Annotated in this window: 28 protein-coding genes and 1 other annotated feature; of the genes, 26 read left to right on the top strand and 2 right to left on the bottom strand. The window is 49.4% G+C overall.

The window, feature by feature from the left end; translation table 11 throughout:
* Positions 1 to 9 precede the first annotated feature (9 nt).
* From B2U10_RS01800 to B2U10_RS01695, 22 genes are all read left to right on the top strand, one after another.
* The gene (locus B2U10_RS01800) at positions 10 to 324 is read left to right on the top strand and encodes a hypothetical protein (protein WP_035406455.1); all 315 of its coding nucleotides are present in this window, start codon (positions 10 to 12) and stop codon (positions 322 to 324) included.
* A gap of 8 nt (positions 325 to 332) precedes the next feature.
* Positions 333 to 1,997, top strand: a complete 1,665-nt coding sequence (locus B2U10_RS01795) for a GspE/PulE family protein (protein WP_290785256.1) — start codon at positions 333 to 335, stop codon at positions 1,995 to 1,997.
* An 8-nt stretch (positions 1,998 to 2,005) separates the two neighbouring features.
* Positions 2,006 to 3,040: a type IV pilus twitching motility protein PilT gene (locus B2U10_RS01790; protein ID WP_251137796.1), complete on the top strand. Its 1,035-nt coding sequence runs from the start codon at positions 2,006 to 2,008 to the stop codon at positions 3,038 to 3,040.
* A gap of 4 nt (positions 3,041 to 3,044) precedes the next feature.
* The gene (locus B2U10_RS01785; protein ID WP_290785251.1) at positions 3,045 to 4,262 is read left to right on the top strand and encodes a type II secretion system F family protein; all 1,218 of its coding nucleotides are present in this window, start codon (positions 3,045 to 3,047) and stop codon (positions 4,260 to 4,262) included.
* Positions 4,263 to 4,400: 138 nt separating this feature from the next.
* On the top strand, positions 4,401 to 4,928 hold the full coding sequence (locus tag B2U10_RS01780) for a type II secretion system protein (protein WP_056062556.1): 528 nt from the start codon (positions 4,401 to 4,403) through the stop codon (positions 4,926 to 4,928).
* Between the two features lie 57 nt (positions 4,929 to 4,985).
* Positions 4,986 to 5,741 (top strand): prepilin peptidase, encoded by a 756-nt coding sequence (locus B2U10_RS01775; RefSeq protein ID WP_035406466.1) that lies wholly within the window; start codon positions 4,986 to 4,988, stop codon positions 5,739 to 5,741.
* An 18-nt stretch (positions 5,742 to 5,759) separates the two neighbouring features.
* Positions 5,760 to 7,499: a fimbrial assembly protein gene (locus B2U10_RS01770; RefSeq protein WP_290785245.1), complete on the top strand. Its 1,740-nt coding sequence runs from the start codon at positions 5,760 to 5,762 to the stop codon at positions 7,497 to 7,499.
* Positions 7,496 to 8,230 carry a hypothetical protein gene (locus B2U10_RS01765; RefSeq protein ID WP_290751819.1) on the top strand — a complete coding sequence of 245 codons (735 nt, stop codon included), beginning with the start codon at positions 7,496 to 7,498 and terminating at the stop codon, positions 8,228 to 8,230. The genes B2U10_RS01770 and B2U10_RS01765 overlap by 4 nt, the downstream gene beginning before the upstream one ends.
* A gap of 107 nt (positions 8,231 to 8,337) precedes the next feature.
* On the top strand, positions 8,338 to 8,913 hold the full coding sequence (locus tag B2U10_RS01760; protein ID WP_290785242.1) for a Maf family protein: 576 nt from the start codon (positions 8,338 to 8,340) through the stop codon (positions 8,911 to 8,913).
* Positions 8,914 to 8,959: 46 nt separating this feature from the next.
* Positions 8,960 to 9,592 carry a RadC family protein gene (gene radC, locus B2U10_RS01755; RefSeq protein WP_290785805.1) on the top strand — a complete coding sequence of 211 codons (633 nt, stop codon included), beginning with the start codon at positions 8,960 to 8,962 and terminating at the stop codon, positions 9,590 to 9,592.
* Positions 9,593 to 9,754: 162 nt separating this feature from the next.
* A complete protein-coding gene (locus tag B2U10_RS01750; RefSeq protein WP_029342258.1) occupies positions 9,755 to 10,789 on the top strand; it encodes a rod shape-determining protein in 1,035 nt (344 codons plus the stop codon).
* A 14-nt stretch (positions 10,790 to 10,803) separates the two neighbouring features.
* Positions 10,804 to 11,688, top strand: coding sequence for a rod shape-determining protein MreC (gene mreC, locus B2U10_RS01745; RefSeq protein ID WP_056062539.1), 885 nt, complete (start codon positions 10,804 to 10,806; stop codon positions 11,686 to 11,688).
* Positions 11,681 to 12,184: a rod shape-determining protein MreD gene (gene mreD, locus B2U10_RS01740; protein ID WP_035406481.1), complete on the top strand. Its 504-nt coding sequence runs from the start codon at positions 11,681 to 11,683 to the stop codon at positions 12,182 to 12,184. The genes mreC and mreD overlap by 8 nt, the downstream gene beginning before the upstream one ends.
* Before the next feature lie 3 nt (positions 12,185 to 12,187).
* Positions 12,188 to 12,862 carry a septum site-determining protein MinC gene (locus B2U10_RS01735; RefSeq protein ID WP_035406484.1) on the top strand — a complete coding sequence of 225 codons (675 nt, stop codon included), beginning with the start codon at positions 12,188 to 12,190 and terminating at the stop codon, positions 12,860 to 12,862.
* Positions 12,863 to 12,912: 50 nt separating this feature from the next.
* Entirely contained in the window at positions 12,913 to 13,716 is an 804-nt protein-coding gene (gene minD / locus B2U10_RS01730) for a septum site-determining protein MinD (protein ID WP_029342255.1), read from the top strand.
* A gap of 63 nt (positions 13,717 to 13,779) precedes the next feature.
* Positions 13,780 to 15,120 carry a ribonuclease E/G gene (locus tag B2U10_RS01725; protein ID WP_290751810.1) on the top strand — a complete coding sequence of 447 codons (1,341 nt, stop codon included), beginning with the start codon at positions 13,780 to 13,782 and terminating at the stop codon, positions 15,118 to 15,120.
* Between the two features lie 74 nt (positions 15,121 to 15,194).
* Positions 15,195 to 15,264 (top strand) — a sequence feature (ribosomal protein L21 leader region).
* A 15-nt stretch (positions 15,265 to 15,279) separates the two neighbouring features.
* Positions 15,280 to 15,588 carry a 50S ribosomal protein L21 gene (rplU, locus tag B2U10_RS01720; protein WP_012370978.1) on the top strand — a complete coding sequence of 103 codons (309 nt, stop codon included), beginning with the start codon at positions 15,280 to 15,282 and terminating at the stop codon, positions 15,586 to 15,588.
* 3 nt (positions 15,589 to 15,591) lie between these two features.
* Complete coding sequence (locus tag B2U10_RS01715; protein WP_023468945.1) at positions 15,592 to 15,930, top strand: ribosomal-processing cysteine protease Prp; 339 nt, start codon at positions 15,592 to 15,594, stop codon at positions 15,928 to 15,930.
* A 14-nt stretch (positions 15,931 to 15,944) separates the two neighbouring features.
* Positions 15,945 to 16,223 (top strand): 50S ribosomal protein L27, encoded by a 279-nt coding sequence (gene rpmA, locus B2U10_RS01710; RefSeq protein ID WP_012370976.1) that lies wholly within the window; start codon positions 15,945 to 15,947, stop codon positions 16,221 to 16,223.
* A 68-nt stretch (positions 16,224 to 16,291) separates the two neighbouring features.
* Positions 16,292 to 16,774, top strand: coding sequence for a Spo0B domain-containing protein (locus B2U10_RS01705; protein ID WP_035406489.1), 483 nt, complete (start codon positions 16,292 to 16,294; stop codon positions 16,772 to 16,774).
* A 15-nt stretch (positions 16,775 to 16,789) separates the two neighbouring features.
* Entirely contained in the window at positions 16,790 to 18,085 is a 1,296-nt protein-coding gene (gene obgE / locus B2U10_RS01700; RefSeq protein ID WP_035406491.1) for a GTPase ObgE, read from the top strand.
* A 53-nt stretch (positions 18,086 to 18,138) separates the two neighbouring features.
* Positions 18,139 to 19,407 (top strand): hemolysin family protein, encoded by a 1,269-nt coding sequence (locus B2U10_RS01695; protein WP_069201482.1) that lies wholly within the window; start codon positions 18,139 to 18,141, stop codon positions 19,405 to 19,407.
* Between the two features lie 45 nt (positions 19,408 to 19,452).
* Here the strand turns inward: B2U10_RS01695 and B2U10_RS01690 are convergent, their stop codons facing one another.
* Positions 19,453 to 19,995, bottom strand: coding sequence for a transcription repressor NadR (locus tag B2U10_RS01690; protein ID WP_035406494.1), 543 nt, complete (start codon positions 19,993 to 19,995; stop codon positions 19,453 to 19,455).
* A 24-nt stretch (positions 19,996 to 20,019) separates the two neighbouring features.
* Positions 20,020 to 21,102 (bottom strand): cysteine desulfurase family protein, encoded by a 1,083-nt coding sequence (locus B2U10_RS01685; protein ID WP_035406497.1) that lies wholly within the window; start codon positions 21,100 to 21,102, stop codon positions 20,020 to 20,022.
* 98 nt (positions 21,103 to 21,200) lie between these two features.
* On the opposite strand from B2U10_RS01685, the gene B2U10_RS01680 reads away from it, so the two are divergent.
* The 4 genes from B2U10_RS01680 (at position 21,201) to ruvA (ending at position 25,279) form a co-directional block, all read left to right on the top strand.
* Entirely contained in the window at positions 21,201 to 22,670 is a 1,470-nt protein-coding gene (locus tag B2U10_RS01680) for an L-aspartate oxidase (RefSeq protein ID WP_290785236.1), read from the top strand.
* Positions 22,585 to 23,436 (top strand): carboxylating nicotinate-nucleotide diphosphorylase, encoded by an 852-nt coding sequence (gene nadC / locus B2U10_RS01675; RefSeq protein ID WP_349677886.1) that lies wholly within the window; start codon positions 22,585 to 22,587, stop codon positions 23,434 to 23,436. The genes B2U10_RS01680 and nadC overlap by 86 nt, the downstream gene beginning before the upstream one ends.
* Positions 23,426 to 24,523: a quinolinate synthase NadA gene (nadA, locus tag B2U10_RS01670; protein WP_290751790.1), complete on the top strand. Its 1,098-nt coding sequence runs from the start codon at positions 23,426 to 23,428 to the stop codon at positions 24,521 to 24,523. The genes nadC and nadA overlap by 11 nt, the downstream gene beginning before the upstream one ends.
* A 162-nt stretch (positions 24,524 to 24,685) precedes the next feature.
* Positions 24,686 to 25,279, top strand: a complete 594-nt coding sequence (gene ruvA / locus B2U10_RS01665; RefSeq protein ID WP_023468936.1) for a Holliday junction branch migration protein RuvA — start codon at positions 24,686 to 24,688, stop codon at positions 25,277 to 25,279.

The raw sequence follows: 25,279 nt of genomic DNA, 5'->3' as shown, positions 1-25,279 counted from the left end.
GGAGAAGAGATGAACTGGACGACGATAGCAATTGAACTCGGTATCATTATCGGTCTAGCGACGATCATCTGTGGACTGATGTTTGCGGTGACGATTCCTTATGTGACGACGGTGACGACGAAAGCGATTTTATCTGTTGCGGCGATTTTGATCGTGACGTTGATCTATTTCAGTATTCAACTCGACTGGATCACGAACCCACTCGTTCTCACGGGGATTGTCGTCTTATGTCTGTTGACGGCAGTCGTGACAAGTGTAGTTGATGAAAAACATCAAAAACCGGATGTGTTAGAGGAAGAAGAAACATGGCACGCGGAAGGATGACTCGTTAAATGGCAATGAAACGAAAACGTTTAGGGGAAATGTTGATCGAAGAAAGCCTTGTGACGGAACAGCAAGTCGAAGAGGCGTTGACGGTCAAACGATCGACCGAAAAACTCGGCGATGCACTGCTTCGACTCGGGCACTTGACGGAACAACAACTATTAGAAGCACTGCACCATCAATTGAAGATTCCGATCATCCAGCTATACAACTATCCAGTTGACGTAGCTGTCACGAAACTAATTTCAAAAGACTTGGCACAGCGGCACACGCTCGTTCCGGTTTATCGGGAAGGGAACCGTTTATTTATTGCCATGGCAGACCCAATGGATTTAATCGCGATCGATGATTTACGTATGCAGACCGGTTTATCGATTGATGTCGGAATCGCGACACGTGACGAAATCAGACGAACGATCCTGAAGTATTATGACATTGATTCGTCGTTACGGGAGCTACTCGAATCCGATGACATGATGGAGTCGGATCAATCCCGTGATGTCGTGACACGCGAAGATGCACCCATCATCCGGCTCGTCAATCAAATTCTAGAGAACGCGATTGCTCAGCGTGCATCGGATATTCATATGGATCCGCAGGAAACGTCGATGACGATCCGGATTCGGATTGATGGAGAACTACGAACGGAGAACAATTATCCGAAGCAGATCCAAAGCATTCTGACGACCCGGATCAAAGTCATGAGTGAACTTGATATCACTGAGTCACGCTTGCCACAGGATGGACGGATTAAATATGTCTTTAACGGATTACCATATGATTTCCGTGTCTCGACCTTGCCAACTGTTTACGGTGAGAAGGTCGTTATCCGGATTCTTGACAGCTCGAACTCGAACATCTCGATTTCAAAAATCGGTTTTAGTTCGCGGAATGAATCACAGTTCCGGGAGATGCTGAAGCGCCCGAACGGCATCATCTTGATCACCGGTCCGACTGGGTCCGGGAAATCATCGACGTTGTATGCCGCGTTAAATGAGTTGAATGACGAGTCACGCAACATCATCACTGTTGAAGATCCGGTCGAGTATCAAGTCGATGGAATCAACCAAGTTCAAGTCAACGCGAAGATTGGGTTGACGTTTGCGAGTGGTCTTCGCTCGATTCTTCGTCAGGATCCGAACGTCGTCATGGTCGGGGAGATTCGCGACATCGAGACGGCTGAGATTTCGATTCGTGCTTCGCTAACAGGACACTTGGTTCTTTCGACTTTGCACACGAACTCTGCCGTTAGTTCGATCACGCGATTGATTGACATGGGGGTCGAACCGTTCCTTGTTGCTGCTTCTGTCAGTGGATTGATTGCACAACGACTTGTTCGCCGTGTCTGCCGTGATTGTGGCGAAGTCCATCCGATTTCGAAACGAGAACAAGAGTTATTTGATCAAGAGAGAATCGAAGCGACGACGGTCATGCGTGGACGTGGTTGCTCGTCTTGTAATATGACGGGGTACCGTGGACGGGTTGCGATTCAAGAGGTCATCATGGTCGATGAAGTGTTACGCCGGATGATCATGAACCAATCGACGGAAAGTGATATCACAGCGTACGTCAAGGAACAAGGTCAACGGTTCCTGCTTGCAGATGGTCTATCAAAGGTCGCAGAAGGGATCACGACGACAGAAGAGATTTTACGGACGGTGATTTCAGAATGAATAGTACGATGGAACGAGCACAAATCGAAGATATCTTACGTTCGTCGAAAGAACGAGGAGCGTCCGATGTTCACTTGACGGCGGGATCACCACCCGTCTTTCGAATCAACGGAACGTTGACACCGTTTGGGACAGAGAAGATGAAACCGATCATCATTGATGGATTTGTCAGGTCTTTGATTACAGAAGAGATGTACCAACAGCTGAAACAGGACCGAGACATCGACTTTTCATTCGGTGTGACCGGTGTTGCCCGGTACCGGGTCAATTGTTTTTATCAACGGGGCGCTTTGTCAATGGCGTTTCGGACGATTCCGACAGAAGTACCGACACTTGAACAACTGGCGCTTCCGCCTGTCTTAAAACGATTCTTAACGAAACCACACGGGTTGATTCTCGTCACGGGTCCGACGGGTTCTGGAAAATCGACAACGCTTGCAGCGATGATTAATGAAATCAATCAGACGATGTATAAACGGATTATTACGCTCGAAGATCCGATTGAATACTTACATAGTCATCATAAAAGCCTGATCGATCAGCGAGAAATCGGGATTGATGCGCCACGCTTTGCAACCGGCTTACGTTCAGCGCTCCGTCAAGATCCAGATGTCATTTTGCTTGGGGAGATGCGGGACCTTGAGACGATTGCGACCGCCGTGACGGCAGCGGAGACGGGTCACCTCGTCTTTGCAACGGTCCATACGTCGACGGCTGCCTCAACGGTTAGCCGAATCATCGATGTTTTCCCGTCAGAGCAACAAGATCAGATTCGAGCTCAACTGGCGAACGTCCTTGCGGGTGTCATCTCGCAACGCTTGATGCCGCGTTCGGATGGAACAGGTCGCGTCGCAGCCCTCGAAATCATGGTCGATACACCAGCTGTCTCGAACTTGATTCGGACCGGTAAGGAATATCAGATTCAATCCGTCCTGCAGACGGGTAAACAATACGGCATGCAGACGATGCAGATGGCATTGCAGGATCTCGTCAGTCGGGGATTGATTCCGGCTTCTGCTGCATCACCGTACATATCGGGGTGAACACATGGCAGTATTCATTTATGAAGGTCGGACGATGGCCGGCAAACGAAAGAAAGGCAAGATTACAGCACTGACGAAACGAGAAGCCGCAGAACGGTTGCGGACGGATCAGATTGCTGTGACTTCGCTTCAAAAGCAAGAGTCAAAAGGATTAAACACCGAGATTACGTTTCTCAGTGCAAAACCGAAAATTGAACATCTCGTCATGTATGCCCGTCAGTTCGCGACACTTGTGCGGTCCGGTGTCTCAATCGTCAAGGCGACGGAAATTCTGCGGAAGCAGACGGAGTCGAAACCACTCGAACGGGCGCTCGTTGAGGTCGAAGATGACTTACGGAGTGGGATTCAGTTTTCGCAAGCGATTGAAAAACACCCACGGGTCTTTGATACATTCTTCGTCAGCATGGCGATGGCGGGAGAAGCGAGTGGGAATCTCGAGGAAGCACTTGATAACATCGTCACCCAACTTGAAAAACAATATGAAATCAAACGGAAAGTCATCTCGGCATTGATCTACCCAGCGGTCGTTTCACTCGTTGCCGTGGGGGTAGTCGTCTTCTTGATGATGAACGTCGTACCAACGTTTGCATCGATCTTTGATCAGCTTGGTAGTGAGTTGCCTTTGATCACGAAGCTCGTCGTCGCCGTATCGGATTTCTTCGTCGCGTACTGGTGGGTCATGTTGTTAATTGCTTTTGGATTAATTGGATTACTGTACTTTAATTTAAAAAACGAACGCCAACGACTATTTTTCGATCGCTTTTTATTAAGTATTCCCGTTTTTGGTCCCCTGATCCAAAAGTCGCAGATTGCCTTGATGACCCGGGGGCTGTCCGTCCTGCTTAATGCTTCCGTCCCAATTTTAGCCTCACTCGACATCACGGAGCGAATCGTCACGAATCGGATCATCCGGAAAGGGATTGCGGGCGCCAACGAAGCGATGGCACGTGGCATTCCGATGCACGAACCACTTGAGAAAAACAAATATTTTCCACCTCTCGTCACGCAGATGATTGCGATCGGGGAAGAGTCAGGACGTCTTGATACGATGCTGACGGAAGTCGCGAACTTCTATGAGACAGAAGTCGAGACGACGACAGACCGTTTAAAGTCAATTATTGAGCCACTCTTGATCGTTGTCTTAGCAGCAATCGTTGGTGTCATCGTCATTGCCGTCGTCGTACCGATGTTTAAAATTTACTCGGATATACAAGCGAGTTGACAATTGTAAAAACATTTACCTGATGTGAAAAAAAGACATATTCTACAAAAAATATGGTGCTACTATAATAGTATTCATCTGGATAGTATTACCTACTAACCAAGAACAGTGAAAAAGTACTAGGGAGGCATAAAGAAAATGGTAGAACGGTTAAAAGAAATCTGGTTAGATGCAAAACAAATGCGCGATGAGCGTGGATTGACGTTGATCGAGTTACTCGTCGTCGTCGTTATCTTAGGAATCATTGCAGCAATCGCTGTCGTCGCAATCGGTGGGTTGATCGAGAACTCACGTAAGGATGCCGTTGTTTCCGATGCGAAGCAATTAGTTGCAGCAGCAAAACTTTATACATCTTCAAATCCTGTCCAACCAGGTGAAACAGTGAAAGTTGGAGTTAATGACAATAACAACGCTATCGAGGCTAATGATGTTTCTAAAGGTACTGCAGCAGCACCGCGTACTGACACTTTGAAAAAATATATTGATGATATGAAAGATGCATTAAACTCAGATGAAGATTACAAAAATTCATATGTAGTCGTCACTGAGAAAAATGGTTCTTACACATATGCAGTTACGTTAACTAGTAAATCAACAGATTATACTTATTTCAATGCTTCAGCTCCTTCAGCATTGAAGCGCGGTGGAGTACAAGAAAAGAAATAATTACCACCCCCTCCTCGGGGGTTTTTTTCTGAACTTTTTTGAAAGGGAGGTCGTGTCATGACGATCGTCTTCACGGTTTATTTTTTCTTGTTAGGCTTACTCATCACGTCGTTTACGAACGTCGTCGGTCTGCGCGTCCCGGTCGGGGAGTCGATCGTTCATCCGCGCTCCCATTGTCCGACGTGTGGACATGTCTTAGGACCGCTCGAACTAACACCGGTACTCGGTTATGCTGTACTTGGTGGGAAGTGCCGCTCTTGCGGACAATCGATTTCAATCAAGTATCCAGCGCTTGAATTACTCGGAGGTATTCTTTACGCGTATGCCTTTTGGCAGTTCGGCTGGTCGATGGAACTGGCGTTGACGCTCGTCCTGACGAGCTTGTTATTTATCCTGACGATGTCCGACTTAGCCTACATGCTGATTCCAAATAAAATTTTACTCATCTTTTTGCCGATTGCCTTGATTGTGCGCTACCTTTCTCCACTCGAAAACTGGTATAATCCAATTATTGGTGGAATCGTTGGGTTCGTTCTATTATTCGTCATCTTTCTTGCTTCCCGTCGTGGTATGGGAGCAGGGGATGTCAAACTGTTCGGACTGCTCGGAATCTTCCTTGGACCGCTTCACGTCGTCATTGCCTTGTTCGTCTCGGCATTCGTTGGTTCCGTTCTTGGCTTAACATTACTTGGACTCGGACGCGTGAAACGGAAACAACCCATTCCCTTCGTTCCGTCGATTGCCGTCGGAACATTACTGACATATTATTTTGCGGATGATTGGGTATCGTGGTACCTCGATTTACTGCTTTAAGAAAGGAAGAACGTACATATGGCGCAACGGCGTAAAGGGACTTATATCTACTTTAATTTTACCGACGTCGCAATCTTCGGTGCGGTCGTCAAAAAAGGCGTCATCAAGCGCCGGGCAGTCGTCGCGCTGCCGCCAGGAACACTGCAAGGAGGCTGGTTACAGCCGGAAGCCTCGCTTGATTTCATCTTTGACGGGTTACTGACGAAACTAAAAGTACCGCGTGGTTCGCAAGCGGTGCTCGCGCTCGATGGTTCACTCGTTCTCGCCCGGAAACTTGATATTCCGGAGACGATCGAGACGAATCAAATCCGTGGCTATTTGTTTATGGAGATCGGACATAGTATCGTCTTACCGTTTGAAGAACCATATTTTGATTACACGGTTCTTGAAGAAGACGGCAAGCGGGAAATCATGCTCTATGCCGCGCCAAACGAGGCGCTCAAGCAATACACACAACTGTTCAAACAAAAGCATTTGCGACTGGTCGCAGCTGAACCACAACCGCTTGCGACCTACTTCGGGATTGAAGCCCATCATCCGGTCGCGACGGAAGCTGATACGTTATTGATCTGGAATGCGAATGCGACGAATCACCAGCTGATCATCATCGAAGATCACGTGCCACGTCTGATTCGCTCGGTCGACACGTTTGCGGCTGACGCGTGGGATGTTGATGTCATCGATGATCAATTGCATTATCGTTACCGCTCGGATGATCCGACGGTCGAACTCATCTTAGATGAGATGTTGCTCGAGTTCTCGCGTGTACTCGATTTCTATCGATTTTCGCTCGCGCGCGAAGGACGAGAAATCACGAATGTCGTCCTTGCCGGGGACTTCCCGTTCCGTGATGAACTGGCAACACGTTTCCGGTCGAACTTTGATTTAAGTCTCGATGAAATTCCAGATATGATGACGATCGACGGACAGTCAATTCCACGAGCGTACTTACCGCTCGCTGGTCTTGCTTCACCGCGAAAAGACCGCATCAACTTATTACCGGAAAACGACGAAGCACCGAAATATCCGCTTGTCGCTTCACTCATTCTGTTGTTGTTCGGCGGACTCGCTGGTGGTTATCTCTACTGGCAAACCGATCAATTCGCGGATCGCGTCGAATCGACGAACGATCAAATCCAGATCGTCCGTCAGTTGCAGTCGGAATCGGACCAATCGGCAAAGCAGGAAGTTGCGCAACTCAAACAGACGGTCGAAGGACTCGAGACGACGCCGCGCCCTGCCGTACCGACGCTTGAACGGATTACCCGTTATCTCCCGGAACGCGGTTATATTCTTCAATTCGCCTATGGGGCAGATCATGCCGTGACGATGACGACCCAATTCGAGACGCTTGATGAACTAAACGATTTTTATCGTGAATTGTTGACGGATAAAGTCTTCTCGGGAACGAATCTTGCGAGTGTGACGACTCGGACGATGAATGAAAAGGCGGATGTCGTTACGACGACGACGGTTGATCCGACGACCGGGCAAGAAATTCCGACGACGGAAATTACACCGTCGGATGATGCGAAATCTGAAGAACCACGTTATATCGGACAATTCTCGTTGAACGTCAACCCGACGGAAGTCGTCAAAGGCGAAACGAACGAAGCTGATCCGGCAGTACCAAAAGAAGATCAGCCGTCTGAATCGGAAACGGATAGCTCGACGGAAGCGACTCCTTCAACCGATCCGACGACGGAGACGACTGATCCGAATGTAACGACTGAAATCGAGGAGGTGCCGGACAATTGAAACGTTATAGTAGCTTCATCCTCCTCGGTCTAACGATCTTAATCGTTCTCGGTGCGGTCGGTTACTTCGGTTATACGACCTATACGACACACCAAACGTTGCAAGAAAAAGAAGCGACGTTGAAACGGGAACAGATGGTGCTCGAGCAAGCGAAAGCGAACGAACAGAAAGTCGACGTCGCTGAGTCGAGCTTCCTGCAACAAAAAGTCCCGGTGACGGCAGCGAACGATGACGTCATCGATGCGATTAACGCGTCGAGTCAGATTGCCGGTGTCAAAGTCCAGTCGATCACGTTTGGTCAGGCGACCACAACGCCAACGCCACAGTCACCGGTGACATCAACGCCTGCCGTTGACGGAGCAATGGCGACGGAGTCTGATCAAGATCAAGCGACAACAGCTGCGGCGACAGGAACGACCACAGCGAATGCGACGCCACTTCCGGCATCATTGACGGTTGAAGCCCCGTCGTATCTTGAATTGATGGCATTCTTAAAACAAATCGAGCGGACGGATCGAATCACGGTCTTACGCCAAATCCAGTTATCGGGACCGGAAGAACCGGGTCCAAGTAGTGGGACGCTTTTGCTTGAGGATGAGATGCTTTCATTCACAGTCGAGATTGAATCGTATTATCGTCCGGACCTGACAAAGTTGACGCCGGATAAGCAAACGCCACTCGAGGAGAAGACACCGAAGTCGGATCCATTTGTCGATGTGACAGGAAATTAAAAGAAAACAAGCGGTTCCTATGCTGTTAGGGACCGCTTGTTTTTTGTTAGACTATTCGATGACTCGAATTATCCGATTCGAAATTAATGGGAAAGAACGTGATACTAATGATAACGCAACCACACTTGATTCTCGCCTCAGCTTCACCGCGCCGGACGGAACTCTTGCAACAAATCGGAATCGTTCACGCAGTCGTACCAGCGAATGTCGTCGAAGAAGCGCCGTACCCGATGTCCCCGCATGAATACGTCCGTCATCTATCGCAAAAGAAAGCGCGAGCGATTACAGCGGACGGTGTCATTCTGGCAGCTGATACAGTCGTTGCAATTGACGATATGATTCTCGAGAAGCCGGCAGATAGGGGAGAGGCACGGGCAATGCTTGCCCGTCTATCGGGACGCGCACATGAAGTCGTGACAGGAGTAACGATTCGCTTTGGTGAGAAGGAAGAGACATTCGACGTGACGACACACGTTCATTTTGGTGCATTGCCAAACGAATGGATCGAAGGCTATATTGCGACGAATGAACCCTATGATAAAGCGGGTGGGTACGGTATTCAAGCGATGGGTGGTCTGTTCGTCGAAGCGATCGAGGGTGATTACTATAATGTCGTCGGATTGCCGATCCACGAGATCACGAAACGTTTCGCGTCCTTTGCGATCAAGCCGATGTTTGCGTAATCCTGAAACAGAGAGGTCGGATGCTGTGATTGAATGGCCGAAGGATATGGTTCAGTTGAAAGGCTTAGCACAAGCGACGACAGTCGAGTTGCTGGCATGTCTTGTCCGAAGCGGAACGCGCGACCGGACACCGCTCGAAATCGCGGAAGAATTACTGCACATCTATCCTTCACTGATTGAACTCGAGGCAGCTGGAGTCGGTGGACTCGAGAAAGCACCAGGTGTCGGGAAGGCAAAGGCGTTGCAAATCATGGCGGGACTGGAACTCGGTCGCCGTCTCGTCACGGAACCGAAGTGGATTCGACCGACGATCCGTTCACCGGAAGACGCCGCGGAGCTGTTGTTAGAAGAGATGCGCCTCTATCAACAGGAACATTTCATCTGCCTGTATTTGAATACGAAAAATGAGGTTGTTTCGAAAAAGACGTTATTCATTGGAGGATTGAACACGTCAATCGTCCACCCGCGAGACGTTTTCCGGGAAGCGATTCGCTGCTCGGCTGCGAACTTCATTGCCGTCCATAATCATCCGTCCGGTGATCCGACGCCAAGTCGGGAAGATATCGAGGTATCCGAGCGACTTGTTGAGGCAGGACGACTCATTGGAATCAGTTGTCTTGACCACATCATCATCGGGCATGGACAATTTATTAGTATGAAACAGCGCGGATTTATGTAAGAATAACGTCTGAAGGGAAAGTTTCGTTTCTTTCCGTCAGACGTTTTTTTGTGTGTTTTCTAAGGCGAACTGTAAACAAGCTGTAACGTTTTAACGCTTTCCAATGAAGGCTTTTCCGTTATAATTAGTGAAGTGTATTCTCAGAGAGGGGTTTTTTGAATAATGTTTGGATCATTCAGCCGTGAAATCGGCATTGACTTAGGTACGGCTAACACGCTCGTGTATGTAAAGGGGCAAGGAATCGTCGTCCGTGAACCGTCCGTCGTTGCTTTCCGTACGGATACAGGGAAAATTGAGGCAGTTGGTAATGCAGCAAAAAACATGATCGGTCGTACGCCGGGTAACGTGACTGCACGACGCCCGATGAAAGACGGGGTTATCGCGGATTATGAAACAACCGCTACGATGATCAAATATTTCATGGATCAAGCTTCAAAGAAAAAAGGCTTGTTCTCTTCTAAGACGAACGTCATGATCTGTGTACCAAGCGGTATTACATCGGTCGAAAAACGTGCGGTTGAAGATGCAGCGAAACTTGCGGGTGCGCGTGAAGCATATACAATCGAAGAGCCATTCGCAGCAGCAATCGGTGCAGGTCTTCCGGTTTCAGAACCAACAGGCTCGATGGTCGTCGACATCGGTGGTGGTACGACAGAAGTTGCTGTCATCTCACTCGGTGGTATCGTCACAAGCCAATCGATCCGTGTCGGTGGTGATGAGATGGATGAGTCTATCATTCGTTACATCAAATCGAAATACAACTTGATGATTGGGGAACGGACAGCTGAGACGTTGAAAATGACGATCGGTTATGCTCGCATCGATGAAGAATCAGAGAACGAAACGATGGAAATCCGTGGACGCGACCTCGTCACAGGTCTTCCGAAACAGATCGAAGTCACAAGTGCTGAAATTTGTGACGCACTTTCAGATACGGTCGAAGCGATTCTTGCAGGTGTTAAGCACACGCTTGAGCAGACACCTCCTGAATTATCAGCAGACGTCATGGACCGCGGTATCGTCCTGACAGGTGGTGGGGCGCTCTTGAAGAACCTTGATGCTGTCATCGAAGACGAAACACGTATTTTGACACTCGTTGCAGAAAACGCACTTGATTGTGTCGCAATCGGTACAGGAAAATCACTCGAGATGATGAATGTCCTTCGTTCGAAATCAGGCATCTCGCAAAAAAGATAAGGACGGGATGAGCGATGAAGCGATTTTTAAATAATCGAAAACTGCTCATCACACTCCTTAGTTTTCTCCTTTTGGTGATCTTAATCGGGATTTCGCTGCAAGGGCGTAACCAATCCCACTGGTATCAAAGCTTCGTGCGTGATACCGTGGGCGTCGGTCAACGCCTTTTCGCGACACCGATTGGCTGGATTGATGATACGGTCACTTCGATTAAAGAAGTGCGTGACGTGTACAAAGAAAATGAACACTTGAAATCACGATTGAACGACTATGCCGGCAATGCCGTTAAAGTCCGTGATCTTGAGCGTGAGAATAAAGAATTAAAAGACATGCTCGACCTCAAAGGTTCGATTCGCGACTATAAACTGTTACCGGCAGAGATGATCGGGCGGACATCGTCCGAATGGCAACGGTTCGTGACGATTAACATCGGCGAACAAAAAGGGGTCAAACCGAACATGGCCGTCGTAACAGCAGATGGATTGATCGGTCGCGTCATCCAGGCGAGCGCTTATACGTCCCTTGTGCAGTTGATGTCGGATACGAGTCGGACGAATAACGTTTCGGCAACGGCAGACGACACGAAAGGAAAAGGAGTCTTCGGAACGATTGAAGGCTTCGATGAAGAGACGAAACTACTCAAGTTCACGAAAATTCCGAACGACGCGAAGCTGAAAAAAGGGCAGACCGTCACGACGTCCGGTCTTGGTGGAAAGTATCCGAGCGGGATCGTCATCGGAAAAATCGAAGAAGTGAAATCCGATCAGTATGGGGCTTCGAAAATCGCATACGTCAAACCGGCAGCAGACTTCGAACAGTTCGGTCATGTCTTCGTGATTGAACGCGAAGCGAAGGAACCTTTCGCTGAGACCGATAAGGGAGGGGACACTCGTGAATAACGTTAAGTTGTTTTTCGCCGTGTTCCTTCTTTTTATCTTAGAAGGAACGTTGTTCGCGGGACCGCTTGGAGATGGTTCGCCGTATGTCATTCATACGACCTTGATCGGTCTGATGTTCCTCGGTCGGTACGGGAAGCTTGAACAAGCACTCGGATTCGGACTCGTTTTCGGATTGCTCTATGATTTCGTGTACTCGGATATTATCGGAATTTACTTATTTGCGTTATCCGCCATTCCGCTTTTTAGTAGCTTCGTGCTAAAATATGTAAAGGAGAACGTATTGACGATTCTCGTCACGTTCACGTTCAGTGCCATTTTGTATGAACTCGATATATATTTCTTCACGGCTTCGGTCGTTGGTGTCGGGGTTTCCTTCCAAGAACTCGCGACACAGATCATTCCAAGGAGTTTGGTTGCCCAGTTGATCGGGATCATCATCCTGTATTATCCGATGACCCGACTCGTGCAGTCGACCCTTGACGAGAAAAGAGGATGAGTCATGATTGAGCGTAAACGTTATGTAACGATGAAAGGCCATCGTGGTGGCCTCGCCGTCTATGTGAATGAAAGGTGCAGTGTGGATGAATTTCTTGACGATTTAGAGTTGACGCTTGCGGACAAATCCGTCGAGAACGGACGCGCCGTACCCATCACCTTCTTCTTCGGTCGACGTTATGTCGATGAAGGGGTGTTGACGGCCGTCGAATCTATCGTCGCGCGACATGATTCCTTCTCTTTCAAAGGCTATGACAGTGAATGCATCACGAAAGACGAGGCAAAAGCCTTGTACGGAGAGCGGACGTTCCATTATTTTGGTGGCACGGCACGCAGTGGGCACGTATTAGACGTTGAAGGTTCGATCGTCATCATCGGAGATATCAATCCGGGGGCGGTCGTACATGCGACAGGAAGTATCTATTGTCTCGGAGCTTTGCGTGGTACCGTTCATGCAGGTAAAGGTGGTAATACGGAAGCAGTCATCGCTGCAAGTGTGTTGCAACCGAAATGGGTCGCGGTCGCTGGAACCGTCCATGAGGAGCCGGATGACGCACCGATTCCTGCTCTCGATATGGGCTGTGCATTTTTAGGCGAAGACGGGGTGGAATTCTCCCGCCTTCAAACCGTTCCGCTTGCGCGGATGGATCAGTTTGCGATTGATAGTGAAAGAGGGTGACGGATATGGAACAAGTGAAAGAACAGGTACATATGGAGGCGAAGACGAATATGGGACGCGCCATCGTCGTCACATCCGGTAAAGGCGGCGTCGGTAAGACAACGACGACGGCGAACATCGGAACAGCACTTGCATTGATGGGGCATTCGGTTTGTCTCGTCGATACAGATATCGGGTTACGCAATCTGGATATCGTGCTTGGTCTCGATAACCGGAGTATCTATAACATCGTTGACGTCGTAACGGGACAATGTAAATTGCACCAAGCGCTCGTCCGCGATAAGCGTTTTGAAGAGATGTATCTGTTGCCTGCTGCTCAATCAAAGGATAAGTCCTCCGTCACACCCGAACAGGTGAAGGCAATCATCGACACGCTGAAACTTGAATACGATTTTGTATTGATTGACTGCCCGGCAGGAATCGAACAAGGATTCATGAATGCGATCGCTGGAGCGGATGAAGCCGTGGTCGTAACGACACCGGAAAAAGCAGCCGTCCAAGATGCGGACCGGATCATCGGGATGCTCGAACGCTCAGAACGAAACATCGTTCCAAAACTCGTCATCAATCGGGTGCGTTCGCACATGATGGCATCAGGTGATATGCTCGATATCGATGAGATTATGCGTATTCTTTCAATCGATCTGCTTGGTCTGATCATCGATGATGAAGAAGTCATCGCCGCTTCGCACCGTGGTGTTCCCGTAACGATGAATCCGGATAACCGGGCTGGACTCGGATACCGAAACATCGCGCGTCGGATTCTTGGGGAGTCCGTACCACTACTTGATTTAAATGAACAACCGCAAAAAGGTTTCTTCGTCAAATTGAAGAAGATGCTTGGGATGAAATAAGAATGGGAAATTAGACTAGGACGACATCGTCGCGCCTAGTCTAATTTTTTTGGAGGGATCAGTATGCGATGGATTAGTGAACAGACCGCTTCACTCGAACGATTGGCATTGGTCGAAGGCGGTCGATTGATTGAATATCATGAACGGATGCGTGACGAGATCCGGGTCGGAACGTTCGTCTATGCCAAGGTCGACCGGTTGCATCCGACGCTCGGAGCAGCCTTTTTGATCGCGACTGACGGTACGCCGCTTTACTTACCGCTTAATGAAACGGTGGAAGCACTTCGTCGCTATCCGGACGTGCCAACGATCGGACAAGCCGTCCAGGTCGGGCAGACATTGCTCGTTCAGGTCGTCAAGGAAGGGGTCGCACCGAAGCAACACAAGGTGACGCAGAACATCACTTATGGTGGACGTTATCTTGTCTATTTCCCGTATGGTCGCCGCGTCCGTTTCAGTCGGAAGCTGGATCTCGTCGTCCAGCGTCAACTGGCGGAGCAATTGACGACGACGGAAGAAGAAGGGATTCTTTACCGGACGGAGGCAGCGAAAGCATCAATCGACGAATTGAAACAAGAGTTACAGTCATTACGGATACGGCATAAAGAACTCATGCAGGCGCCGCGTCTTGAGCAAGACGAGGCATTGATCGTCCAGGAAGCGAAGCGACTTCCGCATGTCACCGATGCGCTCGTCATGACGCGTCAGGAAAAGGAACGACTCGAATTACTCGGTCTGTCTGTCGAACGCTCGCTACGAAAAGGGCGCTTACCTGAGATGGAAGCCATTGATGGGGCAATCGAAAAAGCGATGCAACGGGTCGTCTGGCTTGACGGTGGAGCGTATCTTTTAATTGAGGAAGTCGAGACGATGACCGTCATCGACGTCAACAGTGGAAAGACGATTTCCGTCAAGGAACAAAAGCGGACGTTTGACCAGATCAACGAAGCGGCTGCCGTCGAAGTCATGCGGCAATTACGGTTACGTAATATCAGTGGGATGATTGCGATCGATTTTTTACGTGGCTCAAGTAAGGGTCAGACACGGGTGACCCAACTTCTCAAAGAACGAGCCGCACTCGAGACGAAACAAATCGAAGTCTATGGGTTTACGAAGATGGGCTTATGCGAACTGACGCGACAACGACATGGAAAATCATTGCAGGAACGATCGCAGGAATCCGGTCAATGGACACGATTAAGCGTCTATCGGTTGATTGAACCGAAATTGCTTGAGATTGCGACCTATGCGGAAGCGGTCGTGATTCGCGCGCCGCGTCACTTGTTACAAGACGAATTCATCTCTCGCCAACCACTCGAGGTGCACGTGTTAGAAGGCGATCCAGCCGTCCTATTCACTGGGTCGTCACAGGACTGTCTCGATTTCATCAAGCGATCAGAATAATCCTTCAGAACAGCATTGACAAGGTGGAAGAACGTTTGGTATTCTGAATAACGTTAGTTCGTTTGGAAGCACCCAAATGACTACAACCGCACAGACCGGGTTTTAAAGCATCTGCTGCCCGTGATGGCGAGTCTGAGTTCCTAAGAGGAGGTGCACGTAATGTACGCAATTATCAAAACTGGTGGTAAACAAGTCAAAGTCGAAGCTGGCCAAGAAATCTACGTTGAGAAATTAAACGCAGACGTCGACAGCACAGTTGAATTTGGTGAAGTATTGATCCTTGGTGGTGACGATGTTAAAGTCGGCGCTCCACTCGTAGAAGGTGCGAAGGTCGTAGCAACGGTCATCAAACACGCTCGCGCGAAAAAGATCACTGTCTTCAAAATGAAAGCGAAAAAGAACTACCGTCGTAAGCAAGGTCACCGTCAACCTTACACGAAGGTCCGCATCGAGAAAATCGAAGCGTAAGCCATGATACGTGTCAAGATTCGACGAGATGAAGCGGAACTCGTCCGCTCCATCGAAGTGACAGGACATGCCGAGTTTGCAGAACCAGGTCTCGACCTTGTCTGTGCCGGCGTATCGTCGGTGATCTTCGGGGCATACAATGCCATAGAAGCATTACTCGGGCAGGTCCTGCTCCTTGAAATGGCAGAACAACAAGAAGGTGGCTACTTTTATGTAGAACCGTATGCTGACTTAGCACCGGATGTCAGTGAACGCACCCAATTGTTACTGGAGGCGACTTTGGTCCAGCTTGGTACCATCGCTGAAAGTTACGGTGAGTTTATCCAACTTGAACAAGTATAGGAGGTGGATTCCACATGTTGAAACTTAATCTTCAGTTCTTCGCATCGAAAAAAGGGGTAGGTTCGACAAAGAACGGTCGTGACTCGCAATCGAAACGCCTTGGGGCGAAACGTGCAGACGGTCAAACTGTTTCTGCTGGTTCAATCCTCTACCGTCAACGCGGTACGAAGATTCACCCAGGTATGAACGTCGGACGTGGTGGCGATGATACACTTTTCGCAACTGCAACTGGTGTCGTTCGTTTCGAACGTCTCGGACGCGACAAGAAACAAGTCAGCGTTTACCCAGCATAAGGATCGACGAAGCAGACTCTAGCCACTTTCGAGGGTTAGGGTCTGTTTTTTTTAGGAGGGAACGACCGATGGAGGAACAACAGGTACTTGATCTTTTAAAGACTCTTCGTCACGAGTGGTTGAACCGGATACAACTCGTCCGTTCGTATGGCGCGATCGGAGACGAACAAGCAGTCGAGTCGATCTGTTCGGCATACCGGGATCAAGCATCTCGGGAAGGACGTCTAGCGCAAATCGGATTGCCGAAAACCGCACTGGCGTTATTGCAAGCTGAATGGTCAGGCAAAACTGTGACGTATGATGTCATCGGAGCACCCCACATGGAAGATGAGCGGCTGAAGCAACTCGTCGAAGCAGCCATCACCATGATTGATGTAGGAGTAGGAGAAGTATCCGTGACCTTTCACGAGGGCGTGACCATCGAGATCTATCGGGATCTACTAGATATGTCGCGCCTTGAAGATCTAGTGACGCCGATGGAAATCGAGTCGCAGACGGAAAATGAGTGTGTGATTGAGATTGAAAGTCTTCCGTTTGAGGAAGAGAAGTAAGAGGAGGGATCCGACATGTTTGTCGATCAGGTAAATATTTATGTAAAAGCAGGTGACGGAGGACGTGGACAAGTAGCGTTCCGTCGCGAGAAATACGTTCCAGACGGTGGACCAGCCGGCGGTGACGGTGGTCACGGAGCTCACGTCGTCCTCGAAGTCGACGAAGGACTTCGGACATTGATGGACTTCCGTTACAAACGTCACTTTAAAGCAGTTCAAGGTGAAAACGGAATGTCAAAAGGCATGCACGGTCGTAAAGCCGAGCATTTAATCGTCAAGGTTCCACCGGGCACAGTCGTCTACGATGATGATACGGATGCGGTCATCGCTGACCTCGTCCATCACGGACAACAAGCAATCGTCGCAAAAGGCGGACGTGGCGGACGTGGGAATACACGTTTTGCGACACCAGCCAACCCAGCTCCAGAGCACGCAGAAAACGGTGAGCCAGGAGAAGAGAAGTACTTGAAGCTTGAACTGAAGATGCTAGCAGACGTTGGTCTCGTCGGCTTCCCAAGCGTCGGGAAATCAACGATGTTATCGGTCGTTTCAGCAGCACGTCCGAAAATCGGAGCATATCACTTCACGACGATCACGCCAAACATCGGTGTCGTCGAAACGGAAGATAGCCGTAGCTTCGTCATGGCTGACTTGCCAGGATTGATCGAAGGTGCAAGTGAAGGTGTCGGACTCGGTCACCAGTTCCTCCGTCACGTCGAGCGGACGAAAGTGATCGTCCACGTCATCGACATGAGTGGGATGGAAGGACGCGATCCAATCGAAGACTACAACATCATCAATAAAGAGCTCGCAGACTATAACCTTCGTTTGACAGAGCGTCCACAAGTCGTCGTCGCGAACAAGATGGATATGCCGGATGCGGCAGAACATCTCGAAGCCTTCAAAGAAGCTTTCCCAGAGCTTGAAGTATTCGAGATTTCAGCAGCAACACGCCAAGGATTACGTGATCTGTTATTCCGAATCGCTGACCTCGTTGATGCGACGCCAGAATTCGGTCTTGAGGAACTCGAAGAGAAAACAGCGACACCACGTGTCGTCTACGGTTATGAAGCACCTGAAGCCGGCTTTACGATTTCGAAAGATGAAGACGACTGCTTCGTCATCAAAGGACCACGAATCGAAAAACTCTTCACTATGACGAACTTCATGCGTGAAGAATCGATTAAACGTTTCGCTCGGACACTGCGTCAAATGGGTGTCGACGAAGAGTTACGTCGTCTTGGTGCAATCGACGGCGATGTCGTTCGAATCCGTGATTTCGAATTTGAATTCGTTGAGTCATCCTTCTAAGCGGTTCATTCCATTAAGAAACGGAGTGTGAAAGCATCGTGGACCCATTGCCCATGATTTCATTCGTTTGGTTAATTCCGATTCTCATCTTATCCGCGTTCTTTTCCTCAGCCGAGACAGCACTCGCGAGTGTCAATCGGTTGCGGTTGTTGCACCAGTCTGAAGCAGGGGACGCGCGTGCGTCCCGTGTGTTTCGGTTGCTTCAACGTTATGAGGAGACATTGACGTCGATTTTGATCGGGAATACGCTCGTCAATGTCGGCTTCATCTTGTTTGGCGGCTGGTGGATCATCCAGTTCGCCGAGACGATCGCAACGCAGACCATTGCCTTTCTTGGGCTGTTCTTTCTGTTGCTGTTGTTCGGGGAATTGATTCCGAAATCGTATGCCCGTGAGCATACGGAACGTTACGTGTTATTGATCGGACGTCCACTGCGCTTCTTCTTACTGTGCTTTCGACCGCTTGTCTTCCTGTTACTCCGCTTACGCCAGTTTGCGCTTCGATTGATTGGAGCCGATCCGAAAGGGCCACTCGTGACCGAACAGGAACTCAAGGCACTCGTCGATATCAGTCAGGAAGAGGGAATCATGGGAATCGCTGAAGCTGAACTTGTCCACCAGGCGGTTGATTTTCAACATGCAACGGTAGAGAATGCTTTGACGCCACGCATGGATATTCAAGCGATCGATATCGATGCGCGGCTCGAAGACATCCTTGCAGAGGTCCAGAAGGGTGGCTATTCTCGTCTACCGGTCTATAAAGATTCGATTGATCACGTCATTGGTGTCTTATCGGAGCGGGACTTTCTGCGTGCATACGTGAAGAATGGTTCCGTCGATATCCGGGAATGGATTCGACCGGTATCGTTCGTCGTACCACAGACACGATTGATGGATTTATTGCCGGAACTCAAAGTCAAGCAGTCCCATATGGCAGTCGTACTCGATGAGTTCGGAGGGACGGCAGGTCTGATCACCCTTGAGGATATTTTAGAAGAAATCGTCGGGGAGATTTGGGATGAACACGATGAATCATTGGAATACACGAAACGGATTGGTCCAGAACAATTCGAATGTCTAGCGGAGTATGACATTGAAGACTTCTGTCAGCAATTTCAATTGACGATGCCGGACACCGATGCCCAGTCACTCGGGGGATGGATCATGGAAGAGAGCGGACAGCTGCCGGACGTCGGAACGGCGATGCGTTATGAACGTGTCACGTTGACGGTCTTGCATATCGAGAACCGCCGCGTCCGGAAAGTCTTAGCGACGTTTGATCCTCCCGCTATGATGCCAGAGCTACCGCTTGAATCGATGTAACAATAAAAACCGCTCATTCCTTAGGAATAGGCGGTTTTTTAATGTTCAGACATCGAGTTCCGAAACGAGAATTCCGAGACGATCGAGTTTCGCAATAGCGGCTTCCAGTGCGTCTTCATGATCCGCCTCAAGCGTATGAATATGGACTCCGTCGGTCAGGCTCGACAGTGGAGTAGCTTGTGTCTCCTCTAGCTGTTCAAGCAGTACACGGACATCTCGGCGGCTTTTTAGCATCAACTCACCTGTAATGAAGCCGTAGACAGGATGCTCGATGATGACATCCCGGATGACGACCCCTTCATCAACGATGGCGTCACACTCATCCTTTAATTGATCGATGCCGTGGCGACAGACGATCTTGCGGCGTAATTTCGAACCGTCGATTTCAGGGTCATTGATCAAATACCCACGAGCTGTCGCGATGACGGGATATCCTTTTGCTTTTAACAATGATAAATCCTGCACGATCACTTGGCGGCTGACGCCTGCTTGTTTCGCCAGTGCTGTTCCCGTAACAGGTTGTTCACTTTCCTCAATCATACGAAGTAATGATTTCCGGCGTTCTTCTCCGGAGATGCGTTTCCCCATGATGTCTCCTACCTTTCTCCAGTGTCATGAGATCGTGTTCAACACATCAATGCACTGTTCGATTTCTTCGTTCGTCGTGTGTCTTCCAAAACTGAGTCGGATCAATCCATGAGCCGCCGATTCATCGAAGCCGATGGCGCGTAATGTCGCATTCGGACCATTTTCTCCAGCCCGACAGGCACTACCGGCGGAAACGGCGATTCCAGCACGATTCAAGGCGAGCAACGCGTATTGACCGTCCCGTTGTTTCGTATGGATGGCACAGATGGAAGCCAGTTGCGTTGGAGATTCAACGATCAGATAACGAGACGAAGACAATGTTTTTTTTAGCATACCACGAAATACCTGACTGGATGCCTGGATTCCTGGATTTTCTAAGCGCGACGCCTCACAGGCAGCGATGAAGGCGGCAATTCCCGGAACATCGACTGTGCCTGGGCGAATCCCGAACTCATGATGTCCTTCGTAGTAGGGACTAAAGAGCGGTCGTCGCAAATACAGGGCACCTAACCCTTTAGGACCGTAGACTTTATGGCTACTCATCGTGTAAGCGTCAAAGGAGTCGATGGTAATATCATCTTTTAAAAATCCTTGAACCCCATCGCAATGAAACAGAACCCCGCGCGATTGACAATATACTGCAATTCGTTCGACTGGGAACCGAAAACCGGTATCCGAATTGACGTGTTGAATCGAGACGACACCAACCTCTTCCGTACAAGCCGTAACGAATCGATCCCAGTCGAACGTTCCGTCCGGCAGTAGAGAAAGATGACGTGTTTCTTGTGCCCAGCGCGCAAGTGGAAGCAAGACCGAGTCGTGTTCACACTGAAGTGTTAAGACAACTGATTTGTTACTCTGTCGTATCAAGTGTGTCAAAGCGATGTAATTTGCTTCTGAACCGCTTCCTGTAAAGATGATAGATCCTTCTTTTTGATCTAATTGTTGCATCAGATACTGTCGTGCTCGTTGAAGCAGGCGTTCTGCATCCCCACCGATGTCATGAAGAGAAGAACTGTTGCCGTAGAACGACTGAGCGGCTTGTTTATAATGATCGAGTGCTTGTGGATGCAGCGGAGTAGTAGCTGCGTAATCGAGATAGATCATGAAAAAATCCTGTCCTTTCGTCTTGTCACTCAGCTAAAAGTATGCCAAACTTATTGTCAAGTCAATAGTAAACATTTAGATATAGAGGTGTAAAACATATGTCTTTACATAAAAGACTTGAGACGGATGTGTTGATCATTGGAACAGGGCTTGCCGCGATTTCGGTCGCCTTGCATCTTCCGCCTGGAACTGAAGCGTTGCTTGTCACAAAAGGCACGCGATTTGAGACCAACTCTGTCCGAGCACAAGGTGGGATTGCTTCTGCTTATGCGGAAGTTGATCATCGTGGTCATTTTGAAGATACGTGTCAGGCGGCAAAAGGGCGCATCAATTTGTCAGCTGTTGATTATGTGACCCGATCAGGAGCCGAGGCAATGGAATTCTTGTTACGACAAGGTGTCCTGTTTGATCAATCCGAGGGAGAGTTCTTGCTCGGTCGAGAAGGTGCGCACCGTTTGCCGCGGATTTATCACTCTGGCGGGGACGAGACCGGCAAACGAATCATGGAGACGTTAATGCCGCGAGTGCCTTTTCCGATTCTTGAGCAGACGTGTATCACGGAATTGATTCAAGCAAATGGACAGGTTGTAGGTGCAGTTGGATATATCCTTGGAGAACCGATCGAGATTGTAGCGCGAGCAACGATTCTCGCGACTGGTGGAGTTGGTGGAATATTCGCGTCGTCGACGAATGATCCATCGATTCAAGGAAATGGGATTGCACTCGCTTTTGAAGCAGGGGCGAGGATTCGTGATCTCGGCTATATCCAGCACCATCCGACGGTACTTGTTCATGCAGGTCGCTCAGAAGGTTTGATTACGGAAGCACTACGCGGTGCAGGAGCGACACTTGTGACGAAAAGCGGTGACCGGATCATGGCAGATCATCCTATGCAAGATTTAGCGGCGCGCGATGAAGTCGCAAAACGAATCCATGAGGTGCGAAAACACGAACCGGTCTATCTCGACACGTCAAAAGTCGTTGATCGAACAAAACGGTTTCCAACGTTTGTCGAAAAATGTGAAAAACTGAACATAAATCCGGATCTCGTTGAAATCGCACCAGGCATTCATTTCTTAATGGGTGGAATCGAGACCGATCTGACAGGGCAGACGAATGTCGAAGGACTTTACGCGGTCGGCGAGACAGCATCGATCGGACTGCACGGTCGAAATCGTCTGGCGTCGAACTCGCTTCTTGAGTGTGTCGTCATGGGGAAAGCAGTAGCAGAACAGCTCGAGTTGTTACCGGGACCATCAGTAAAACAAGTGAAACGACGTCCAGGAACACTTCGTTCCGTAACAGACCGTCTATCGCAGGTCATCGGTGTCGAAATGGATATTAGGCAGGTACAAGAATGTCTGGATGCGTTAAAAGGCTGGACATTAGAAGAATCCGGACAGGAAGCAGAAGAAAATCGATTACGTTACGTGACAGCATGTCTATTGCTTGAAGGGGCGCGAAGTCGGTTGACAGGAGAGGATGAGAACATTGAACAAGTGGCAGTTACGGCAACAACTGGAGGCATTTTTAATCGAGGACATCGGACAGTGGGATATCACGAGTGAAGGATGTCTGACGGGACAAGAACGCGGAACCGGTCGTTTTTTAGCAAAGGAAGACGGTGTCTTCTGTGGAGTAGACGTTATTCGTGAGATGGCGCATCTGTTACAAGTCAACGTGACGATTCATATAGCGGAAGGGACGGTCGTCACGCGAGGAACGCTTCTTGCTGAGTGGTCTGGTTCGTTACAGGATATTTTAAGCGGAGAACGGGTCGCTTTGAACCTTGTGCAACGCTTATCTGGGATTGCGACGCAGACACGTCAAGCGGTCGAGGTAGTAGCAGGACGAATCCGAATCACGGATACACGGAAGACGACTCCTGGATTACGGATGCTAGAAAAACACGCCGTTCGCGTCGGTGGTGGCTATAGTCATCGCGGGCGACTCGATGACGCGGTCATGATCAAAGATAACCACATCACGGTCGCGGGATCGATTACGGAAGCGGTGATGCGAGCAAAACGAGTTGCAGGTCATACGACACCAATCGAAGTCGAAGTTGAGACGGAAGCGGAAGTGCTTGAGGCAGTGGCTGCAAAAGTCGACATCATCATGCTCGATAACCGGACACCAGCAGAAATCAAACAGCTCCGGCAATTGATTCCACCACATATCACGGTCGAACTATCCGGCGGGATTACGATAGACACGTTATCAGACTTCGTGGATAGCGGAGCAGACGTCATCTCACTCGGTGCATTGACGCATTCAGCAACAGCACTTGATATTAGTATGAAAATCGAAGGAGGAAAAAAAGATGTCATTTGATCTATTACGTCACGAAGGGATTCCGGCGTCATACTTACAGCAATCAGAAGCAGAATTGATTGCGATCATCGAAGGGGTCAAAGCACGGATGGGCAGTCGCTTGTTCTTACCCGCCCACCACTATCAAAAAGACGAAGTCGTCCAGTTCGCGGATGCGACGGGAGATTCGCTCCAGCTTGCACAAGTCGCGAAGCAGATGACAGAAGCCGAATATACGGTCTTTTGCGGTGTTCATTTTATGGCGGAGACGGCAGATATGCTGACCGATGCGTCACATACGGTCGTTTTGCCTGACATGCGCGCTGGCTGTTCGATGGCAGATATGGCGAATGATATACAAACGGAGCGTGCCTTTACGATCTTGACGGAACGGTTCGGAGATTCGATCTTACCATTGACGTATGTCAATTCGACAGCAGCCATCAAAGCATTCGTCGGTCGTCACGGTGGGGCGACGGTGACATCATCGAACGCTGTCCAGATGGTCGAGTGGGCACTTGCTGAACGAGACATCTTATTCTTCCTGCCGGATCAACATCTCGGTCGCAATACAGCACATGCGCTCGGAATTCCGTTAGAGCAGATGGCGATTTGGGATCCGATTCGCGACGAACTCGTTTTTGACGGGGAGGACCAAGACGTCCGCGTCATCTTATGGAAAGGGCACTGCTCGGTGCATGAGAAATTCACAGTCGGTCAAATTGAACAGTTCCGCAAGACGGATCCGGAGCGAAAGATTCTCGTTCACCCGGAATGTTCGCATGAAGTCGTAGTAGCTTCTGATTTAAATGGATCAACTGCGTATATCATTCAACAAATCGAACAGGCTGCTCCTGGAACGAAGTGGGCGATCGGAACAGAGATGAACCTCGTCAATCGACTCGCGACGACTCATCCGGATCTCGACATCGTGTCGCTCAATCCGTTCATGTGCCCGTGTCTGACGATGAACCGGATCGACTTGCCGCATTTAGCGTGGGCGCTCGAACAAGTCGAAGCAGGTGAGCCGGTCAACGTCATTAAAGTTGACGCAGAGACGACGCGGCATGCCGTGTTGGCGCTCGAACGGATGCTTGAGCGTTCGTAAAATAGAGAGTGAGAGCGTGGTCGTGCAAACGATCACGCTTTTTGTCTTCTGATTGAGAGAGCGAACGTATGTATTGATTTTTGCTGAAGAACGCTTTGAAGCCAAACGAAGATGTATGCTACAATAACACGAGAGTTTGTTTAAGGATGGGAGCGTTCCACATTGATAGAATTCGTACGCGGCGAAGTCGCTTATGTCTGTGCGGAATTCGTGACGGTAGAAGTTGGCGGGATTGGCTACAAGATCGTAGCACCGAACCCGTTTTTTTATCGGACCGGAGACGAACAGATCATCGTATATACGTATCACTATGTCCGTGAGGACCAAGAAGTCTTATTCGGATTCCGTTCCCGGCGTGAGCGTGCCTTGTTCACGAAGTTGCTCGGTGTGACAGGGATCGGACCAAAAGGAGCGCTTGCAATCGTCGCATCAGGGAATGTCGATGCGCTTGTTGAAGCGATCGAACAAGAAAAGGAAAGTTATCTCGTCAAGTTCCCAGGTGTCGGCAAAAAGACAGCAAAACAAATGACACTCGACCTAAAAGGAAAGTTAGCAGAGCTCGCGCCAGACTACGTACCGAGCGAAGGCTTGTTCGCACAAGGTAACGCAGAGCTGAACGAAGCCTGTGAAGCTCTGACGGCGCTCGGTTACAGTGATCGAGAAGTCGAAAAAGTCAAAAAAGCGTTGCAGGCAGAAGTCCTGTCAACGGATCAATATGTTAAACGGGCACTCCAGTTGTTATTGAATGTGAGGTGA

The organism is Exiguobacterium sp. UBA7533, assembly GCF_002479335.1.
In the GTDB taxonomy this organism is placed as follows: domain Bacteria; phylum Bacillota; class Bacilli; order Exiguobacteriales; family Exiguobacteriaceae; genus Exiguobacterium_A.
This window is presented reverse-complemented; position numbering and strand designations above follow the sequence as displayed.

Coding starts and splice junctions, on each gene's coding strand:
- B2U10_RS01775 (WP_035406466.1), top strand. CDS start 4,986: ATGACGATCGTCTTCACGGTTTATTTTTTCTTGTTAGGCTTACTCATC.
- B2U10_RS01770 (WP_290785245.1), top strand. CDS start 5,760: ATGGCGCAACGGCGTAAAGGGACTTATATCTACTTTAATTTTACCGAC.
- B2U10_RS01695 (WP_069201482.1), top strand. CDS start 18,139: ATGATTTCATTCGTTTGGTTAATTCCGATTCTCATCTTATCCGCGTTC.
- B2U10_RS01685 (WP_035406497.1), bottom strand. CDS start 21,102: ATGATCTATCTCGATTACGCAGCTACTACTCCGCTGCATCCACAAGCA.
- nadA (WP_290751790.1), top strand. CDS start 23,426: ATGTCATTTGATCTATTACGTCACGAAGGGATTCCGGCGTCATACTTA.
- minD (WP_029342255.1), top strand. CDS start 12,913: ATGGGACGCGCCATCGTCGTCACATCCGGTAAAGGCGGCGTCGGTAAG.
- B2U10_RS01750 (WP_029342258.1), top strand. CDS start 9,755: ATGTTTGGATCATTCAGCCGTGAAATCGGCATTGACTTAGGTACGGCT.
- mreC (WP_056062539.1), top strand. CDS start 10,804: ATGAAGCGATTTTTAAATAATCGAAAACTGCTCATCACACTCCTTAGT.
- B2U10_RS01705 (WP_035406489.1), top strand. CDS start 16,292: ATGGAGGAACAACAGGTACTTGATCTTTTAAAGACTCTTCGTCACGAG.
- B2U10_RS01735 (WP_035406484.1), top strand. CDS start 12,188: ATGATTGAGCGTAAACGTTATGTAACGATGAAAGGCCATCGTGGTGGC.
- B2U10_RS01680 (WP_290785236.1), top strand. CDS start 21,201: ATGTCTTTACATAAAAGACTTGAGACGGATGTGTTGATCATTGGAACA.
- B2U10_RS01715 (WP_023468945.1), top strand. CDS start 15,592: ATGATACGTGTCAAGATTCGACGAGATGAAGCGGAACTCGTCCGCTCC.
- B2U10_RS01785 (WP_290785251.1), top strand. CDS start 3,045: ATGGCAGTATTCATTTATGAAGGTCGGACGATGGCCGGCAAACGAAAG.
- B2U10_RS01790 (WP_251137796.1), top strand. CDS start 2,006: ATGGAACGAGCACAAATCGAAGATATCTTACGTTCGTCGAAAGAACGA.
- obgE (WP_035406491.1), top strand. CDS start 16,790: ATGTTTGTCGATCAGGTAAATATTTATGTAAAAGCAGGTGACGGAGGA.
- B2U10_RS01800 (WP_035406455.1), top strand. CDS start 10: ATGAACTGGACGACGATAGCAATTGAACTCGGTATCATTATCGGTCTA.
- rplU (WP_012370978.1), top strand. CDS start 15,280: ATGTACGCAATTATCAAAACTGGTGGTAAACAAGTCAAAGTCGAAGCT.
- radC (WP_290785805.1), top strand. CDS start 8,960: ATGGTTCAGTTGAAAGGCTTAGCACAAGCGACGACAGTCGAGTTGCTG.
- B2U10_RS01780 (WP_056062556.1), top strand. CDS start 4,401: ATGGTAGAACGGTTAAAAGAAATCTGGTTAGATGCAAAACAAATGCGC.
- nadC (WP_349677886.1), top strand. CDS start 22,585: ATGAGAACATTGAACAAGTGGCAGTTACGGCAACAACTGGAGGCATTT.
- B2U10_RS01690 (WP_035406494.1), bottom strand. CDS start 19,995: ATGGGGAAACGCATCTCCGGAGAAGAACGCCGGAAATCATTACTTCGT.
- B2U10_RS01760 (WP_290785242.1), top strand. CDS start 8,338: ATGATAACGCAACCACACTTGATTCTCGCCTCAGCTTCACCGCGCCGG.
- B2U10_RS01725 (WP_290751810.1), top strand. CDS start 13,780: ATGCGATGGATTAGTGAACAGACCGCTTCACTCGAACGATTGGCATTG.
- rpmA (WP_012370976.1), top strand. CDS start 15,945: ATGTTGAAACTTAATCTTCAGTTCTTCGCATCGAAAAAAGGGGTAGGT.
- B2U10_RS01795 (WP_290785256.1), top strand. CDS start 333: ATGGCAATGAAACGAAAACGTTTAGGGGAAATGTTGATCGAAGAAAGC.